At 53.4% G+C, this 17861-nt stretch carries 15 protein-coding genes; all 15 read right to left on the reverse strand.

Features of this window, described 5'->3' with window-relative positions; genetic code table 11:
* Positions 1 to 9: 9 nt before the first annotated feature.
* Positions 10 to 288, reverse strand: coding sequence for a YggT family protein (locus ACI1P1_RS26640; RefSeq protein ID WP_416219616.1), 279 nt, complete (start codon positions 286 to 288; stop codon positions 10 to 12).
* A 26-nt stretch (positions 289 to 314) separates the two neighbouring features.
* The gene (locus ACI1P1_RS26645; RefSeq protein WP_416219562.1) at positions 315 to 740 is read right to left on the reverse strand and encodes a cell division protein SepF; all 426 of its coding nucleotides are present in this window, start codon (positions 738 to 740) and stop codon (positions 315 to 317) included.
* Positions 741 to 814: 74 nt separating this feature from the next.
* Positions 815 to 1504 carry a YggS family pyridoxal phosphate-dependent enzyme gene (locus ACI1P1_RS26650; protein ID WP_416219563.1) on the reverse strand — a complete coding sequence of 230 codons (690 nt, stop codon included), beginning with the start codon at positions 1502 to 1504 and terminating at the stop codon, positions 815 to 817.
* Positions 1505 to 1529: 25 nt separating this feature from the next.
* Positions 1530 to 2363 (reverse strand): peptidoglycan editing factor PgeF, encoded by an 834-nt coding sequence (gene pgeF / locus ACI1P1_RS26655; protein ID WP_416219565.1) that lies wholly within the window; start codon positions 2361 to 2363, stop codon positions 1530 to 1532.
* Between the two features lie 293 nt (positions 2364 to 2656).
* Positions 2657 to 2980, reverse strand: coding sequence for a YlmC/YmxH family sporulation protein (locus ACI1P1_RS26660; RefSeq protein WP_416219567.1), 324 nt, complete (start codon positions 2978 to 2980; stop codon positions 2657 to 2659).
* 212 nt (positions 2981 to 3192) lie between these two features.
* Positions 3193 to 5643 carry a hypothetical protein gene (locus tag ACI1P1_RS26665; protein ID WP_416219568.1) on the reverse strand — a complete coding sequence of 817 codons (2451 nt, stop codon included), beginning with the start codon at positions 5641 to 5643 and terminating at the stop codon, positions 3193 to 3195.
* A gap of 43 nt (positions 5644 to 5686) precedes the next feature.
* Complete coding sequence (locus ACI1P1_RS26670) at positions 5687 to 7303, reverse strand: response regulator (protein ID WP_416219569.1); 1617 nt, start codon at positions 7301 to 7303, stop codon at positions 5687 to 5689.
* The gene (locus ACI1P1_RS26675; protein WP_416219571.1) at positions 7300 to 9066 is read right to left on the reverse strand and encodes a sensor histidine kinase; all 1767 of its coding nucleotides are present in this window, start codon (positions 9064 to 9066) and stop codon (positions 7300 to 7302) included. Before ACI1P1_RS26675 ends, ACI1P1_RS26670 begins: the two co-directional genes overlap by 4 nt.
* Before the next feature lie 82 nt (positions 9067 to 9148).
* Positions 9149 to 10543 (reverse strand): ABC transporter substrate-binding protein, encoded by a 1395-nt coding sequence (locus tag ACI1P1_RS26680; protein WP_416219573.1) that lies wholly within the window; start codon positions 10541 to 10543, stop codon positions 9149 to 9151.
* A gap of 78 nt (positions 10544 to 10621) precedes the next feature.
* Positions 10622 to 11485: a carbohydrate ABC transporter permease gene (locus ACI1P1_RS26685; protein WP_416219574.1), complete on the reverse strand. Its 864-nt coding sequence runs from the start codon at positions 11483 to 11485 to the stop codon at positions 10622 to 10624.
* A 14-nt stretch (positions 11486 to 11499) separates the two neighbouring features.
* Entirely contained in the window at positions 11500 to 12387 is an 888-nt protein-coding gene (locus ACI1P1_RS26690; RefSeq protein WP_416219576.1) for a carbohydrate ABC transporter permease, read from the reverse strand.
* 174 nt (positions 12388 to 12561) lie between these two features.
* Positions 12562 to 13344, reverse strand: a complete 783-nt coding sequence (gene sigG / locus ACI1P1_RS26695) for an RNA polymerase sporulation sigma factor SigG (protein WP_113018803.1) — start codon at positions 13342 to 13344, stop codon at positions 12562 to 12564.
* A gap of 97 nt (positions 13345 to 13441) precedes the next feature.
* On the reverse strand, positions 13442 to 15226 hold the full coding sequence (locus ACI1P1_RS26700; protein WP_416219578.1) for an ABC transporter ATP-binding protein: 1785 nt from the start codon (positions 15224 to 15226) through the stop codon (positions 13442 to 13444).
* Entirely contained in the window at positions 15201 to 17036 is a 1836-nt protein-coding gene (locus tag ACI1P1_RS26705; RefSeq protein ID WP_416219579.1) for an ABC transporter ATP-binding protein, read from the reverse strand. The genes ACI1P1_RS26700 and ACI1P1_RS26705 overlap by 26 nt, the downstream gene beginning before the upstream one ends.
* Positions 17033 to 17746 (reverse strand): LytR/AlgR family response regulator transcription factor, encoded by a 714-nt coding sequence (locus tag ACI1P1_RS26710; protein ID WP_416219580.1) that lies wholly within the window; start codon positions 17744 to 17746, stop codon positions 17033 to 17035. The genes ACI1P1_RS26705 and ACI1P1_RS26710 overlap by 4 nt, the downstream gene beginning before the upstream one ends.
* Between the last annotated feature and the right edge of the window lie 115 nt (positions 17747 to 17861).

Raw genomic sequence — 17861 nt, forward strand, 5'->3', positions numbered from 1 at the left:
CCCTCCAGCCTACAGGCCAAAAGGGCTCAGAATCAGTCCGAGAACGGCTTTAATGCCCTCCGCCACAAATTCCAGCGCAATCAGCGCCACGATGGGCGAGATATCCAGCATACCGCCGATGGGCGGGATAATTTTGCGGAAGGGCTTCAGATAGGGCTCCACCAGCTTGCCCAGCCATTCGCCCACGAAGCTTTCGCGGACGTTGGGAAGCCAGGACATGAAGACGTACGCAATAATCATGAAGTAATAAATCGTCTTGAGGTAATTAACAATCTCGTCGATCAACATCTTCACCCCGGTCTGCTAGTATAAAATCATAATTCATCCGCCTCCGCCGAATCGGTTATCGCTCCAAGAATGTCCACGTTATCCGGCGTACACAGAAAAATATTCGGTCCGACCTTGGTAATCGTCCCATTCAAAGCATAAACGGTTCCGCTGAGGAAGTCCACTATACGGACCGCCTGGTCCTGCCGGGCCTTGTGCAGATTCACCACCACAGAGCGCCGGGAGCGCAGATGGTCCGCAATATCCTGGGTATCCTCGTAATTGCGGGGTTCGCTCATAATCATTCTCAGGTTCTTCTGGGAATGAATACTCACAACATTGCCCTTATTTCTACGGGCTTCGAACGGATTGGTTTCAGGCTCGTCATGCTGCTCCACCACCTGCTCCCGCTCGATAATCTCCTCTTCCTCCTGCAGGCCGATCAGATTCATAATGCGGTTCATAACGCCCATCTTAGCATACCTCCTTATGGCGTGGTTAATAACAACCCGGCGGTATTGCGCCGGACAGGCTAAGGCCCTTCCCGTCAGCTCTGGCTGCCAACCAGAACGGTTCCCAAACGGATATAAGTGGCCCCCTCTTCAACAGCGGCTTCAAAATCTCCCGACATTCCCATGGAAAGCTCTGTAACGGCATATGGGTAAATCTGTTGTTCATTCAGTTGCTCGCGCAGCTCACGGAGTCTGCGGAAAACCGGTCTTGCACTGTCCGGTCCGCCCGTGAGGGGTGCCATGGTCATGAGGCCGACTACACGTATGTATGGCAATTCCGCCAGCTGCCGGGCGAATTCCTCCAAGCCCTCCGGAGCAAGCCCGTGTTTCGTGTCCTCACCCGAGACATTCAATTGGATGAAGCATTTCACCGGCTCCAGTCCAAGCGCTCCGGCCTTCCGGTTCAATTCCTCCGCCAGGGAAAGCCTGTCCAGGGAATGGATGTAGGCAAACTTGCCGATAACATCCTTCACCTTATTGGTCTGCAGGCTGCCGATAAAATGCCAAACCGCTCGGTCCCCAATCGCTTCCCACTTGGGCTTCACATCCTGCCAGCGGTTTTCGCCAATGTCCGTAAGTCCCGCAGCCAGCACCGCCTCCGCTGTTTCCAGGGAGGTATATTTGGTTACGGCAATGACCGTTACCTCCTCCGGCTGTCGGCCGGAACGACGGCATGCCGCTTCAATCCGGCTGCGTATGGCAGCCAGTCTGCCTTCCATGTCCATTCCAACGTCTCCTTCAACCACTCTGTCAAACCCAACCGATCCATGCAGCCATCCGTCCGGTCCGCCCGTTTTCCTTCCGGTGGGAGAAAAATTGGGATACGGCACAGCTGGTGCATAACTTAGTCATTTCGATATGTTGCGGCAAAATTCCTGCTTCTATCATAATTTTCCGGTTTATTTCTTGCAAGTTCAGCATGAATTTCCCCGGATTGACTGGGCTCGGACGAAAAAAGGGCTCCCCCTGAAGGCCGGTTTGGGCGGTGACGCTGTCCGTAACACGGTCATCCACCTCGTAACAGCAGGCTCCAATGGAGGGACCGATGGCGGCATAAAGCTCCGCCGGGCGGGTGCCGAAGGTTTGCGCCATGGCTTCTGCGGTAAACCGTGCGATCTGCTGCACCGTCCCCTTCCAGCCGGCATGGGCAAGCCCAACCGCCTGATGGACAGGATCAAGAAAAAACAAGGGCACACAATCCGCGAACAGGGCGGCCATCATAATGCCCCGCTCTGCGGTAATGAAGGCGTCGGCCTCCGGGAAAGCATCGGCCTGCTCAAGGGTACCGCGTCCCCTATGGCCCGGCTCCACCGTCTGCACCCGGGCCCCATGAACCTGCTCCCCATACGTCCAGGACCCCAGAGTGGTTCCCAATGCATCTGCCAGCAGCCTTCGGTTATCCACCACCACAGTCGGCTCGTCGTCCACATGCAGGCCCAGATTAAGGGTGGCATATGGTGCGCTGCCGGTTCCCCCGTTTCTTCCCGTAAAGCCTGCGGAGAGACCGGGAAACCTGCTCAGCCAGCCGTCCAGCCGGTAGAGCTCCACGCCATTCTCCGCTGTATATTGAACAAAAGGTTCCATAATTCCTCCTGTAAGCATGCACGTTTCCAACGAATAGCTTAATCATTATACCACGAACGGGGCAGCTTGAAGCATGGCGTCCTATCCCATCACCGCTAGAGGCTCCAACTCCGGTTATCATCCCGTCATTCCATGCAGGTGCATCCGCCAACGGCTGCATTCCAAAGTGACGAACTTGATTTTTCATATATAAATAGCCGCCGGGACTATTCTCTCCGAATTATATGCGAAATTTCATATCCAGCTCCCCCGCGCAGCAAGCCAACAGGGAAGGCGGCAGCATATGCCGACGCCTACCTGTCCCTGTAGTTGGACCGGCCGTAGTCACGGTCCCTTTCCTTGTCCCGGTCTCTGTCGCGCTCCTCCTCATCCCGGTACAGCCGGGTGTCATCCAGCTTCACCAGAATGACATCCATGCCGATCTTCACAATGTTCCGCCAGGGAATGACCACTTCGGCACCGCTCCCCCAAAAACCGAACAGCTTGCCGGACGCGGGAACCACAATAGACTCGATCCGCCCCTGCCGGAGATCCAGCTCCAGGTCATTGACGGAGCCCAGCTTTTTGCCGTCGACAATATTGATGACATCCTTCGATTGAAAATCGGAAATCTTCATGGCCATATCACCACCACTGATCCTTTTTCAAAGTTGTTCTCGCGGGAAGGCCGCAAGGGGCAGGCTATTACCCATTATATGAGCCGCCCGGGCAAAATGTCCGGTCAGCGTGAATTTTCCTTCGGTGCAGCGGATAAGGCAGCTTGCACATTCATCAGCTTAACAAAACAGCACCCGGCGGCCGCAAAGCCGAAGGTGCTGTTCGTAACCCTTTACATATATTGCGTCTTGTTGTCACACGCCTCATACCAGAGCTCGAAGCAGCCGTCGGCGGTCAGGCAAAGCTCCGTTTCGTCGAACCGGGGTGCCAGTTCCCGGCAATAGGCGGAAAATGCTTCCAAACTGCCATACTCCTCTACCGAGCCGCATTGGCACAGATAAGCCGCGCGGCGGGCATAAGCCCGCTGCTCGCAGTGGAAGATCCGGTCGTGATGGGCAACCAGCGGCGCGCTGCACCATACCCCCACACAGCCTTTGCCCTTTTGACCGAACAACCATGAGCCCTGCCGCTCCCACCGGTCCAGCTTCTCCAGCGGGAAAAACAGATGGGTGAACCCGATAGGATGCCGGTCATCGATCACATATACCGCCCCCAAGAGACTGCCCTCCTGCCGGACAGCAGGCATAATCCCGTTGCCGTACCAATAACCCGGCCGCATCCCCCCGTCATCCGAAGCCTCTCCGGGATGGTTGGCGAAAATCAGCGTCTCCCCGTCCAAGGCCGCCGTCCACATATGCTGCTGATAACCGTAAACGCCCGGCTCGAAACGGGTGGTGCCGTGGAAGCTTTCATTCAGGGACTTCACGTAAGCGTTGGATTCCATGTCCACTCCCGGCTCCAGCATCACATTCTCCCAGAACCGGGGAGCCTGATCCCTGCGCGGAGATTGCACAGAGGTCAGCGCATAATCCCGCTTCTTCACCAGCTTCACCCAGGCATTGCCCGTCTGATAAGCCAGTGTCTGAGTCTGCTCCATCAGCCCTCCCAGCCCTTCCGGAAGCTTGTAGCGGCTGTCCATCATAAAGACCATCCATTCGCTGTTTCCATAAGGCGCCCCGGGATTGGCCAGATGGACCAGCGCTTGCACCGATTGGGTAAAAGGAAGGATCACCGAGCGGTATACCCGGCCCTGGGGAGCAATCATCGACCCGCGGAAGGTATGCGCCGCAATCTGCTGCAGCATCAGATTCAAGAGAGCTTCGGCCCGCCGCGCCTCAGGCTCTTCCATGAAGTCTGCCACATTCAGCAGTGCGCCCAAGGTAACGCCCATATAATCCGCGCTTAGGAATTCCTCGAAGCCGTACTCCTCCACATCCTCCAGCCATTGCCGCACACGGTCCAGGGCGACAGCAGCAACCTCTTCTCCCGATCTGCCGGACCGGAGGAAACGGCTCCCGGGATAACGCCTTCCCGCCATATAAGCGCATACATAAAACATCAGCGCATGATTCTCGCTCCAGAAGCACATACCGTCCGTGCCATCCTCCGTCATCCAGTACCGGTAGGCCAGAACAGCCTCCTCCGCCTCAGGCAGCAATTCTTCCGGCAGAAGAGAAAATTCCATCATTCTCAGCAGCCCGGCCAGAAAAAAATCCGAGCAATCCTCCCGCCTCCGGATCTGGTCCAGCGCCGTGCGGAGATGCTGCAGGTCGTGAGGCCCCTGGCTCCCCAGCATCCGCCGGGCCAGAACATAAAACAATCCGAACCGCAGCGGACGGTACTCCTCCTCCAACCCCAAACCCGCCAGCTCCGCATACATACGCCGGGTATGGGCATGCCCGCTAGTCCCTTCATTAACCAAAATCCCGGGAGACACTGTCTTAGCGGGCCGCTTATGATGGAGCAGCTCTATCCGCCGGAAACGCCGGATTCCTTCAATCTCTCCGCTGACCACAATCATGGTCCTCTCCGGACGCAATTCCACGGTTTCCGCACCGATTATATTCTCGGATTCCTCCGCAAGCCCATCTCCTTCATAGGCAAGCCGGATGATGCAGGGCGGCGCCGGAGGAAGCCGGAGTCTCCCCTTATATAGAGAGATCCTCCCAAGCCACCGGTCCAGCTCCATTAATGGGCGGGCTTCACCGGAATCAGGCAGCTCAAACCGGATTTTGTCCGTATGCGCCAGAAGCTCCACTCCGATGATATTGCGCGTGTCTCGGATGGCCAGATTCTGTACCCGGAGAATCAGCAGATTGGCTCCGGGCTTCAGCTCCAGCTGCGCCTCCAGCCTGCGGATGGGTTTGTACACGGGCTCCGCCTCGGACACCGCCAGCACACCGTTCAGCCAGAGCTCTACAGCGGCATAGGTCCAAACATACACAGGCACCATCAGCTTTTCCTCTGCCTCCAGGACCGCAGCAGCCAAAAACTCCACCCTGTGGGGCGTCCGCGAAAACATGGGAAGATTGATAAAGCCCCCGGCAGCCTGATGAAGCTCCCAAGGGATGTCCAGCTCGCTGGGCTCCCCCAGCCGGATGCCGTCACATGGGGCAGGCAGACCGTGCTCCGCCACAATGGAACGCAGATGCTTTTCGTAACGGAGCTGGCTTTTGTCAGCGGCCTCATCCTTCCATTCCGTTAACCGGGGACCCGAAAGCAGATAATAGGGGATAAACCGGTCTGCTGCATACGAAACGCCTTCATCCTTCCTGGCTGTCATGTTCTCCTCCGCCTCTCTTGTCTCTTAGGTCACTGCTAAAGCGTCATTTTTCCTTATCCGCATACGCCTGCTTAAACTCCGACGGAGTGACGCCTGTATGTTTTTTGAACAGCTCGCTGAAATATTGCCGCCCCTCATACCCGAGAGCCAATGCAATGTCCTGCACCGCCATTCCCTGCGCCAGCATCTCCTTGGCCCGTTCCATCCGCTCCGAAGTCACAAACTGGGCCACCGGGTAACCCGTCACCTTCTTGAACAGGTTGGCGAAGTAACTGCCGCTTAAGAATACAAGCCGGGCATAGTCGTTGACGGTGTTATTTTCATGCAGATGGTCGCGGATATAAGCAATCACCTGATCCACCACCTGATTGGCCGCATCCGTGTGCTTCTGCTCCATGGCCATACAGCCCATGCTACACAGCTCCTTCACCGTTTCCCGCAAATCCTGCAAGGAACAGAGTCCGGCATCCTTCAGCCGGTGGGCCTGCCTCTCAAGAGGCTTCATCTCCACAGGAGTGAGCTTCTCGGCGAACACGCGGTTCATCAGAAACGCCAGCTCATAATATCTGCCCTTCATCATATCCGGAGGCGGGGCTGTACCATTGACATCGGCGGCGAAGAGCTCCTCCAGCAGATCCAGAGCCTTGGGCAGATTACCCGACCGCAGCAGGAAAAACAGCTCCTTTTCCTTCTCTGCGGCATACTGGGGGGCCGCTTCATCCACCGGCTGCACCTTCCGGTAGCTGTATACGCTGTTGCCGCCGGTATAGAAATTGTAGGACAAGGCCGTTCTGGCCTGGTTATAGGAATAATAAATGTCGTGAATATGAGACACCGCTTCTCCGATTCCAAGAGAAATGGTGAACTTGGAGTATTTGGCTATATTTTCCCGGCACAGCTCCGCCAGCGCTTCCGTATCGGTTGCGGCCGCGGGGTTAATTATTGCTGCAAAACGGTTGGAATGATCCCGGAATATGAAACCCTTGGTGATGCTGCGGATGGTCTCCTCCAGAATGTTGTGCAGAGTGAAGCGGATCAGCTCCACCTCCTGAACGGGGCTGGAGCTGATACGTTCAGCGAAGCCGTCGATCTCCGCCAGCAGCACGGTAAACCCCTCACGCTCCAGCTCAATATTCAGGAAGTCCCACCGTTTGGCCGCCTGCTCTGCCGGAGTCGGATATTGAAGCAGCAGCTGGAAATACTCCTGGCGCAAATAAGGCATGCTCTCCCGCAGCTTCCGCTCCATCTCGCGGTACTGCTTCGCCTGGCGGGCCTCCTCCTCGATTGCCGCCTTAGCCTTCAGCACAAGCTCCACAATCTGCCCGGGGTGGAAGGGCTTGATCACATAATCGAAGGCGCCCAGCCGGACCGCCTGCTGCGCATACTCAAAATCCGTATAGCCGCTGATAAAAATGGTCTTCATTCCCGGACATACATGCTCCAGTTCCTTCATCATCTGCAGGCCGTCCAGCCGCGGCATGCGGATATCCGTCAGCACAATATGGGGCTTGGTCTGCAGAATCAGCTCCCGCCCGGCCACACCGTTGCCGGCTGTTCCGGCAACCGTGATACCGTAATCTGACCATGGGATGCCCCGGGAGATGCCCTCCACCACATCGGGGACGTCGTCAATGATGCACAGTCTGATTTCCTCCGTCATGCCGATGCCTCGCCTTCAATGGGAATTTTGATTACAGCCCGGGTGGACCGGATAGGTTCTGGCTCGCTGGTGAAGGACAATTCTGCCGTTTCTCCGTGCAGAAGCTTAATCCGCCCGTACACATTCTTCAGTGCATAGCTCTTTTTTGCCGGCTCCTTCTGCAGCATGCCTGCCGTGACCGTTTTGACGTCCATGCCTGAGCCGTTATCCTCTATCTCCAGCAGCAGGAAGCCTCCGGAGCGCCTGGCAGTGATCCGGATGAAGCCTTCCTCCTCCAGCTCCCGGAAGCCGTGGAGTATGGCGTTCTCCGCCAAGGGCTGGAGAATGATCTTGGCCACCGGAAGCGGGAGAAGGGCTTCGTCCTCCACCTGGATCTCATATTGAAACAATCCCCTGTAGCATTGCTGCTGCAGGTTCAAATAGTGGCGGACATGCTCCAGCTCCTTCTCCAGTGTGGTGAGCTCACTGCCTCCGTTCAGCCCCAGCTTAAACAGCAGAGATAGGGAGGTAATCATATCCGTCACCTCCTGGTTGCGGGAGGAAACCGATTTCCAAATTATCGCATTTAAGGTGTTGTACAAAAAGTGGGGATCGATCTGGGCCTGCAGCGCCTTAATCTCCATCCTCCGCTTTTCACCCTCCGCCTCCTTCACCTCATCAATGAGGGTTTCCAGCTGCTCCAGCATCCGGTTGAACTTATGCCCCACCTGGGTCACTTCGTCGTCGTACTTGCTGTCGAATCGGACATCCAGATTGTTGTTCTCCACCTGCCGCATCATGCTTTGCAGACGGTGGAGCGGCTTTAAGAGGAACCCGGACATGCCGTTGGCCGCGATCAGAGCTGCCAAGGTGCAGGCCGCCATAATCAAGAGGGAGGTGGTTTTAATTTTATTCACGTTTTTGAGCAGGGACTGCTGGTCCTGGATGCTGACCAAAACCCAGTCCGCCGCCAGATCGAGCCTGGCATAGTTGACCAGGTTGGTTCGGCCCTCCGTCTCCAGCTTAAGAAAACCGCGTTCATTTTTTTGGAGGTTATGAAGCAGCTCCGCATCCTCCGGCAGCCCTTCCCTTTCACCCAAATTCATTACCGGCAAGCCGGTGGTGAGAGACACCAGATAATATCCCTTGGCTCCGCCGGGCAAACCGTCGGCCACCACAGAACGGAGCACCTCCTCCTTGAGGTTGGCTATCACATACACCCCGCTGACGCTAACATCCGTAATCGGCTTCATCACCAGCGTGATCACCTTCCTCCGGTCCATAAACAGGGGATCCACATGGCTTTCCACCCATAACACCTGGTTCATGTCCGGGATTCTTGCGCCAATCGCGGTATTTTCCAACCGGACGCTGGGTGTGCGCAGATCACTGGTGGCGAAAAACTCCCCGACAGGAGTGGAGATAAGCACGGAGGCGATGGACATGTCTGTCAGCTTCATCTGGGCCAGAGGAATCTGCAGCTCCGTAAGCCGCTGGTAGTAGTAGCCGGGAGAGGCTGCATAAATATCCTTCATAATATTTTTGAAGGGATCGCTAAGCATCATGGAGGAGGTGGACACAATGGCGTTCCTCAGCCGTTCATTCAACACCTGGGCCGATTTATTCAGCGTATTCTGGGCGGAAACCGCAGCCTCCTGCTCCGTGGAGCGGTAAGCGATCCAGTAGGATACCAGCCCTGTCAGAGCACTGGCCGATACGGCCAGCACCAGAAACGACAAAAGCAGCCTGCGGCGCAGGCTTAGCCGGTAAAAAAATGTGTTCATAGGCGAAAGCCTCCTTTCCGCAGGCCGGGAATAGAGAACAGACGCGCTGAGGGAGGTTCAACGCGTCTCTCTTGATGAAAGGTTACTTGGCCATGCTTCCCTGAAGAGCGGCAGGATCAAAGGCAGAGTTGGGAGCTGCCTTGGTGTCACCAGCCTCCTTGGCCTTCTTCAGGCCGGCATTGTACCGGGTGGTCAAATCCTTGAGCACAGCGGATGCGTCGCCGCCCTCCAGAATGTACTTGATGACCGCGTTGCCTGTTTTCACACCCTCCACCTTGGCTTCCGTTGCGGACAAGGGGGAAGGGGAATACAGAGCATCATATTTGGTCGGAAGGAAATTTTCAATGCCCGGAATAGAAGGTTTGGCCGCCACGGAGTTCACATCAGGCACGATGGAAATGCCGAAGCCCTTTTCCTGATAAGCCTTCTGCACCTCTACGCTGTACATGTACTCCATAAACTTCCATGCCGCTTCCTTATTCTTCGTGTTCTTGTTCATGCCGATGTAGTTGCCGGCCAGTACAGACACGGTTCCGTTCCGGCTGCCGTCAATGGTCGGCGGCAAAGCCGAATCCCAGTTGATCTTGGTGGGAAATTGGTTCTGGTACACACCCGGCTCGCCGGAGTGGTTAAAGTACATGCCGATCTTGCCGGCTGCGAACTGCGCACGCAGGGGATCGATATCCAGGGATTCCACACCCGGGAGCATGCTGCCGTCCACCTTCATTTGGCGCAGGCCCTCCAGAAGAGGCTTGTACACGCTGAAATCATACTCCCCTGTTTTGTAGTTATAGCCGTCAATGGTAGAGGTCCCGGAGAGGGACATAATGGGATTGGCCACCCGTGTGAAGGCCGAGGATGCGCTCTTGAAGTTGCCGGCAAAGCCGTAAGCGCCCACGTCCTTGTTAGAGTCTGTAATCTTCTTCGCATAGTCCACCATCTCGGCAATGGTTTTGGGCGGTTCGGTCAGCCCGGCCTTGGCGAACAGGTCCTTGTTGTAAATCAGCCTCCACAGCTGTCCGGTGCTGGGCAGGGAATAGGTTTTGCCGTCGAAGGTATTGGCCTCCGCCACCATCAGCTTGCTGAAGCGCGCCTTCATGTCGCTGGACATAAGCTCATCCAGAGGCATCAGATAACCCTTTTTGACGAAGCTGACAAAATCGGTGGTACGGAATACGTCGGGAGCCTGGTTGCTGGCAAAGGCGATGTCTACCGACTGGGTGAAGTTGTCCGCCATTACGGTCATTTCCACTTCGATGCTGGGATTATTCTTGTTAAAGGTTTCGATCACCGACTTGATATAATCGGCGTCGTGGCGGTCAATCGTCCAATAGGTGACCTTGGTTTTGGCCCCGTTGGCCACTGTGGCGGCCGGGCTTCCTTGGGCTGCGGTATTGTCGGAGCCCCCGCTGCCGCAAGCGGCAAGAGAAACGGCGAGAGACAAACTCAGCAATGTGCCTGCAACTTTCATTTTCATATCTGTACCCCTCCTGGTATGAATTATTATATGAATAACATTCAGCGAGCCGCAAGGCTTGCGTCCTGGTGGCTCCAATCAGCCTTTGACGGCTCCCGCCGTCACCTGCATGAAGGACTTGCTGGCAAACAGATACACAATCAGCACCGGCAGAAAGGCAATACATGCGCCGGCCATCATCAGCTGATTCTCCGCCGCCGCGCCGATGCCATAGCGCAGATTGGCCAAACCCACCGTCAACGTCTGGAGCTTGGGGTTGGTCAGGGTGAAAACCAGGGGCAGGATATATTCATTCCATGCGCCCCGGAAGGTAAACAGCGCGGTGACGGCCAAGGCGGGACGCAAGAGCGGCAGCACAATGCGGAAGAACACCGAGTAGAAGTTGCAGCCGTCAATGTAAGCCGCTTCGTCCAAATCCTTGGGTATGGAGCGGAAGAAGCCGATCAGCATGAAGAAGGTGGAGGCATGGGCGCTGATCAGAATGATAATGACCCCCCACAGGGACTTGTTCAGGCCAAGGGAAACCATCAGGTCGAATTGCGGACGCAGGACAACGGCGCCGATGGAGATAAACATGGTGCTGGCCTGGAGCACCACGTAAATTTGCTTGCCCGGAAACCGGTTGCGGTCCACCGCATACGCGGCCATGGCGGTAACCAGCAGGGTGCCCGCGGTGACGGCAGCAGAGATGTAAAAGCTGTTCCACATAAAGCGGGCGAAGTTGGCCTGCTTCCATGCCGTCAGGTAATTGGAGAATTGCCAGGATGAAGGGAAGAAGGTAGCCCCTGAGGTTAGCTCGGCATTGGTTTTGAAGGACCCCAGGATGGCCATGGCCATGGGCAGCAGCGTGAACAGGGCCACCGCCAGGAGAAAGATCCACATGATGACTTTTCCGCCCCATGCGCCAACCAGCAGACTGCGGCGGGTATTTGTTTTGGACATAACGGTTCCTCCTCCTATTCTTGGGCCAGCTTCTTGGACATGTAGAAGTACAAGCCGGTAATGGCGCCTACGATAAGGGCGGTGACAAAACCGACGGCACTTCCGTAGCCCAATTGCTGAACGGTTGTGGTCGTGGAGGAAACGGGGAAAAACAGCTTGTACACATACAGATACATAACCTCCGTTTTTCCGAAGGGTCCGCCCTCCGTCAGCACCATAATGCTTTCATAACCCTTCAGGGCGGTTATAATGGCCAGCATGATAATCATCTGGAGCACACGCCCCAGCATGGGGATGGTGATGTACCAGAATTTCTGCACACCGTTGGCTCCGTCCAGTCCGGCGCTTTCGTAGATATCCTCGGGAATCCCCTGCAATCCGGCTATAAACAGCAGCATGTAGTTGCCAATGGCGCCCCACACGGCGGTAATGATTACAGTGAGCATGGCATACTTGGGTCCGAGCCAATCGATGGAGCCAAGCCCGAACTTCAGGAGAAACTGGTTTAACATCCCGTTGAAGGAATTGAAGATGGTGAAGAATACAATGGCCATGACCGAGGTGCTGATAATGGTGGGCATAAAGTAAACCGCCCGCAGGAAGCTTCTGCCCTTGATCGCCCGGTTCAGGAGCACCGCCAGGATCAGGGAGATGGGCAGCGTAATGATGATTTTGCCGCCGGCATAAATGAAGGTGTTGTACACCGCGTGCCAATATTCCTGATCCCGGAACAGCCGCGCAAAATTCTCGAGGCCGATATATTTGGGCGTTCCGTAACCCTGGTAATCAAAAAACATATACCGCAGCGCCCAGGCAATTGGGTAAATGCCCAATGCGCAGGTAAGGAACAGGCTGGGAAAAATGAATACATACGAGTTGATTAATTGAAGCCTTCTTTTCATGGGTCTTGTCTCCTTCCTTCCGTTCGTCGTACCTTGAGTATACGGCAAGACACGGATGAGGCAGGAAGGGCAAAGCAACTCTCCCGCATACGACAATCCAACTATTTTGGGCGGGGGTGCGTAAAAATGACAAAAACCCGGCTTGCGCCGGGCTCCTTTATGGGGAGTGTTAGTTTATGATTTCACATGTTTTTGCATCTGCGAAATGGCCGATTTCTCCAGCCGCGATACCTGGGCCTGTGAGATGCCGATTTCGTCCGCAACCTCCATCTGTGTTTTGCCCTCGAAAAAACGCATGGACAGGATCATTTTCTCCCGGTCATTCAGCTTGCGCATCCCTTCACGGAGAGCAATGCCTTCTATCCAGGAGATGTCCTTGTTCTTGTCGTCGCTAATCTGGTCCATCACATAGATGGGATCGCCGCCGTCGTGATAGATGGGCTCGAACAGGGAGACCGGGTCCTGAATGGCATCCAGCGCAAACACCACATCCTCCTTAGGCACGTTCAGGGCTTCCGATATTTCATAAATGGTCGGCTCCCGCGAATTCTGGTTGGTCAAGCTGTCGCGGACCTGGAGCGCCTTGTAGGCGATATCCCGCAGGGAACGGGAAACCCGGATGGGGTTGTTGTCGCGCAGGTACCGGCGGATTTCCCCGATGATCATCGGCACCGCATAGGTGGAGAACTTCACATTCTGGCTTAAGTCAAAATTGTCGATGGCCTTCATCAGGCCGATGCAGCCTACTTGGAACAGATCATCCACAAACTCGCCTCTGTTGTTGAAGCGCTGGATGACGGACAGGACCAGCCTGAGGTTGCCGTTGACCAGCTTTTCCCGGGCCAGGCGGTTATTTTTCTCCTGCAGCTCGACGAATAATTCCCGCATTTCTGCGTTGGTAAGGACAGGCAGCTTGGATGTATCCACGCCGCATATCTCGACTTTATTTCGGGTCATCGTGATTACCTCCCAAGGAGAAACATTACTGTTCATTATCTCCTGGGATGGGTTTTTTATGCGTATGCGGGATTATAGCCTTTACATGGAGAGGGCCCTAAGCATACCACTGCGCCTGAGCGCGGTACATGTCGGCGTAAAGCCCGTTTTGGGCCATTAGCTGCTTATGCGACCCGTCCTCAACAATTTTTCCGTTATCGAATACGAGAATGCGGTCCACAACAGCCGTTATACCCAGCCGGTGCGAAATAAGAATCGTGGTTTTATCTCCTGTTAAGGAGGCGAAATTCCTGTACAGCTGCGCCTCTGCAACCGGGTCAAGGGCGGATGTCGGTTCATCGAGGATCATGATTTTGGCACTCTGCCTATATGCGGCACGGGCTATAGATATTTTTTGCCATTGTCCCCCTGACAGGTTATTGGCCTTATGCGAAAACGAACCAACAAGTTCATTTAATCCTTCTTTTTGCTCCTCCACCACATCATGAACATTGATGCTCCGCAGAAGCTCCATAATCTCGGCTTCATCCGCTTTACGATGCTTGTCCGAAACCGTTATATTATCACGCAAGCTGGCTTCATAGTGGGCAAAATCCTGAAAAACGACGGATACCGCTTCTCTTGCCGCGGCAGGGTCTTCCGCAATGTTGATTCCTCCAACATGGATTTCGCCGGCCCTTGGATCAAACATTCCGCACATCAGGCTGATGAACGTTGATTTTCCACTTCCGTTTTCTCCTACCACTGCTATTTTTTCACCGTCTTGAATCTGAACAGTGATGTTTTTCAGAACCTCTTTATCTGTATTGGGATAAGTAAAGGTAACATTATCAAAATGGATTGTCCCCGTTGATGGTTTTCCTTCAGAAGTGCTTTTATGCTCCCGTTCCAGCTCGTCCAGATAGAAAAACTCCTTCATGTAGGGAATATTCTGGGCAAGCACCATCGTTCCCACCAAAAAATCTCCCGTCACCGATTGAAGCTGTCCGGACAAGGCAAATACGAGGGTAAACGCACCAAGGCCAATAGCGGGATTTCTATAAATCTCGTATGCCGCCAAAAGGAGAACAGCCAAATAAACGGCGCTTCTTAAAAAATCGGCTGCTGTGTTGAACTTAACATGCTTTGCCATGATGCTATTCTTTTTTCCTATGTATTCATCGGCAATGGCCCGCCAACGGGCTTTCAGGTAGTCGAACAAGGCGAAGTGGCGTATTTCCTGTAAACCATTCAGAGAATGGTCACCACCGCCAATCATGTGAAAATAGTGAATAGCGAGTGCCCCTTCCTCCATCCATTTTGCCCTATACCGAAAGGTTTCCTCCTGCTGGAAATAAGCCAGCAGCGCTGCCGGAATACTTGTGACGAAGAGAATCAGAACAATCAAAGGATTGATTTTCCATAAGGAAAAGGAAGCGGCCGCAAAGGCAGCTGCAAGCTGCAGTATAGTAACCATATTGCCGATACATTTCGCCATTTGATAGCCTGCATATTCTTCAATAAATGCCAACCTCTTTTGGAAATCATCGTGGTTTTCAATATATGAATACCGGACCTCACATTTGTGGCGGATGATGGTCCCTTTAATAAACCGTTGGATTTTTATTTCGTCCATACCGTTTGTGTATTGCTGGATGTTCGTTATCAGTACCTGCGCAATATACAAACCAACAACAGTGATAAAAGCAAACAATGCCGGGCCAGCATCACCTTTGGTCCCCATGAGCATTTGGAGGGAATCCGTCAGCGTTCTCAGCCTGTTGGCCAGAATGACCGGCAGCAAAGCGGCGCCAAATCCAACGAGACTGATCATCATGGAATAAGGTCCTTTGATTTTCATACTAACGCCAAATGCTTTAAGCAAAATCCGCAATTTGCCCATCTGCTTCATCCCTCCCTTGTTCGTACCACTGGGCTTGCTCTCGGAAAAATCCGGCATAGATGCCGTTTGATAACATTAACTCCTCATGGGTCCCGCTCTCTGCCAGACGGCCGTGATTTAGAACGATGATGCGGTCCGCCAAGCGGGCAAAACCTACACGATGGCTGATCAAAATAGCGGTACGGCCCTCAATCTTCTCCCGAATGGCATGAAATTGATTCATTTCTGCGATTGGATCCAAGGCTGCGGCCGGCTCGTCAAAAATCAGAATTTCTTTATCGCTCATGTGGGCGCGGGATACAGCCACACGCTGCTTTTCTCCACCGGAGAGCATCGCTCCATCCTTTACGACGTTACGTAACAACCATTGCTCCAGTCCCTTGGGGAAACGGGCGGGCAGTTTGTCCGCTCCTCCTTTTTGCATAGCCAGCATAATACGCTCTGTATTGCTGAGTTTTTTCAGGTCGCCAAACCCGACATTCTCACGAAGCGTGGCATGGAAAATATGAAAATCCTGAAAGAACATCCCAACCTTTTTTATAACCGCCCCTCGGGTTTTCGAGTCATAATGCTTCCCGTAAAAACTCAACCTTCCTTTTGTCGGAGTAAATAGTCCAATCAATACTTTCACCAGCGTGGTCTTGCCGCTTCCGTTTACACCTACCAGCGCAATGGTCTCGCCTTTTTTTATTTCAAAGGAAAGGTCATGGAGAGCCTCGGTTTCATCATTATAGGAAAAGCAAATCCCTTCCGCCTTGAATGCGGTGCTGTCATCTGCCGGTACAAACCCCTCTTCCCAATCCTCCGCTGCTTGCGGAACAGATTCTACGAATTTGCGCTGAAGGTTAAGAAAGTACAGCCCGCGGTCCATTTCTTGAAAGCTTGAGGAAAGAATCTGTGTAACCTCACTGATGCTTTGCCCCATAGCGTAAAGCATCAGGAACACATCCACGGACATCCCGCCGTCGGCAACGCGGTATATACAATACCCCATCATACCTGTCATAAAAGCATAAAAACCAATACCGCTGATGAAGGCAACAAGCTGACGCACCCGCACATAACGCCTGTCGATAAGTTCGACTTTATCGTATGCCTTATTCCATTTCTCAATCGTTTCCTCCGTCAACCCATATACACGCAGCTCCTTGGCAACCCCCGGAGACATCGTGGAGCTTTGGTAGTAATTTGCAAGCCTGGAGGCTTCCGAATAGGGCCGGCCATCCCAACGCAGTTTATTGGCTGTTGAGAAATTCAAAAGCAATACAGCCGCAATGTAACCGGTGGAAATAACAAAAATAACCCATGAGGTTTGAGCGGCGACCACAAGCAGGGAAACCGCACCGGCCAGTTTGGAAAGAAACAAACACCCTGAGCTCATGAAATCGGCCAAAGCGCCGCAGCGCCCCATTACTGACCAATGGTCATCGCGGTATTTCTTGTCCATAAGGGTTTTCATTTCGATCCGGCTAACCACATCCATCAGGTGTTCTTCAAGTCCAAAATAGTAGGAGTCGTACATAATAAAGTAAAGAAAATTGCCATTAATTCGTTTGGAAAGCCCTACGGCTGTCAAGACAATGCCTAATGCCGCAATGGATGGGACAATATCCTGAAAGCTTCCGCTTCCGCTAAGGAGAAACTCGGATAGAATCGATACTGCCTCCCGATTGTAATGAAGTGCCACAGCCGGTAAAACAGCCAGTACAATACTGAGTGTCCCCCAGAACAAAAACAGGCGCGCATCAATACGCAGAGCAAGCCGGATTGCCCAGGCTATTGTAAGAAAGTTTTCTTTTATTTTTTTCATATCTCCAGCTCATCCTCCGCGTAAAATGCCTTTAATCTTTCAAGGACAGCTGGACGCCGCCCCCGGCTAACAGGTATGCGGGCAATCGGTGACAGCAGTAAGTCGTGATGTTCAAGCTTTTCAAAAAAAAGCAAATTGACTATGTATCCCGTGTGGCAGCGGACGAAGTAGGGCTCAAACAAAATCTGCTCGTGGTCTTTCATTCTTTTGTAGCTCAGTATCGAATCGGTTTCTGTGTAAATGCGGGTGTTATGCCCCTCCGTTTCGATGTAACGAATGGATTTTGTATAAATTTTATAGATGCCGTTTGTATTGGTCTCAATAAAAAACCGGTTTTTTCCGCTGCGAATACGCACCTGCTCCGCCTCTTTTAAGAACCGGCTATACCGCAAAGGCTTAATCAGATAGTTATCTGCCTTTACCTCATAAGCCTCCAGAACGTGATTCAGTATAGTCGTCAGGAAGACGATACCGACCTTTGAATCGACTTCCCGAATACGCCGTGCAATTTCAATTCCATTCATTTTTGTAAAAGGGATCTCTAAAAAAATCAAATCCATCTCCAGCGGATAATGCTTCAATAATTTTTCTCCACTGTCATAAGAGAGAACCTGAACATTAAGGCCTGTTTCACTCTTGTATCTTTTGATGAAATTGGATAGCAGGATGCGGACGGCCGTATCGCCATCGCATATCCCAATGACCAGCATTGTAGTTCACCTCCTGGAGGGTTCAAACAAACCCTAGCAAATTATAGCAACCCCGATTTGATTTACCAATAGAGAATCGATAACTTGCATCTCGCGGTGCATATTTTGCAGATGT

This window comes from Paenibacillus mesotrionivorans, from assembly GCF_046098205.1.
In the GTDB taxonomy this organism is placed as follows: Bacteria; Bacillota; Bacilli; order Paenibacillales; family NBRC-103111; genus Paenibacillus_AR; species Paenibacillus_AR mesotrionivorans.

What these genes read in the sequence shown, in the direction of transcription:
- ACI1P1_RS26640 (WP_416219616.1), bottom strand. Translation starts at nt 288, where the DNA reads ATGTTGATCGACGAGATTGTTAATTACCTCAAGACGATTTATTACTTC.
- ACI1P1_RS26645 (WP_416219562.1), bottom strand. Translation starts at nt 740, where the DNA reads ATGGGCGTTATGAACCGCATTATGAATCTGATCGGCCTGCAGGAGGAA.
- ACI1P1_RS26650 (WP_416219563.1), bottom strand. Translation starts at nt 1,504, where the DNA reads ATGGACATGGAAGGCAGACTGGCTGCCATACGCAGCCGGATTGAAGCG.
- pgeF (WP_416219565.1), bottom strand. Translation starts at nt 2,363, where the DNA reads ATGGAACCTTTTGTTCAATATACAGCGGAGAATGGCGTGGAGCTCTAC.
- ACI1P1_RS26660 (WP_416219567.1), bottom strand. Translation starts at nt 2,980, where the DNA reads ATGAAGATTTCCGATTTTCAATCGAAGGATGTCATCAATATTGTCGAC.
- ACI1P1_RS26665 (WP_416219568.1), bottom strand. Translation starts at nt 5,643, where the DNA reads ATGACAGCCAGGAAGGATGAAGGCGTTTCGTATGCAGCAGACCGGTTT.
- ACI1P1_RS26670 (WP_416219569.1), bottom strand. Translation starts at nt 7,303, where the DNA reads ATGACGGAGGAAATCAGACTGTGCATCATTGACGACGTCCCCGATGTG.
- ACI1P1_RS26675 (WP_416219571.1), bottom strand. Translation starts at nt 9,066, where the DNA reads ATGAACACATTTTTTTACCGGCTAAGCCTGCGCCGCAGGCTGCTTTTG.
- ACI1P1_RS26680 (WP_416219573.1), bottom strand. Translation starts at nt 10,543, where the DNA reads ATGAAAATGAAAGTTGCAGGCACATTGCTGAGTTTGTCTCTCGCCGTT.
- ACI1P1_RS26685 (WP_416219574.1), bottom strand. Translation starts at nt 11,485, where the DNA reads ATGTCCAAAACAAATACCCGCCGCAGTCTGCTGGTTGGCGCATGGGGC.
- ACI1P1_RS26690 (WP_416219576.1), bottom strand. Translation starts at nt 12,387, where the DNA reads ATGAAAAGAAGGCTTCAATTAATCAACTCGTATGTATTCATTTTTCCC.
- sigG (WP_113018803.1), bottom strand. Translation starts at nt 13,344, where the DNA reads ATGACCCGAAATAAAGTCGAGATATGCGGCGTGGATACATCCAAGCTG.
- ACI1P1_RS26700 (WP_416219578.1), bottom strand. Translation starts at nt 15,226, where the DNA reads ATGGGCAAATTGCGGATTTTGCTTAAAGCATTTGGCGTTAGTATGAAA.
- ACI1P1_RS26705 (WP_416219579.1), bottom strand. Translation starts at nt 17,036, where the DNA reads ATGAAAAAAATAAAAGAAAACTTTCTTACAATAGCCTGGGCAATCCGG.
- ACI1P1_RS26710 (WP_416219580.1), bottom strand. Translation starts at nt 17,746, where the DNA reads ATGCTGGTCATTGGGATATGCGATGGCGATACGGCCGTCCGCATCCTG.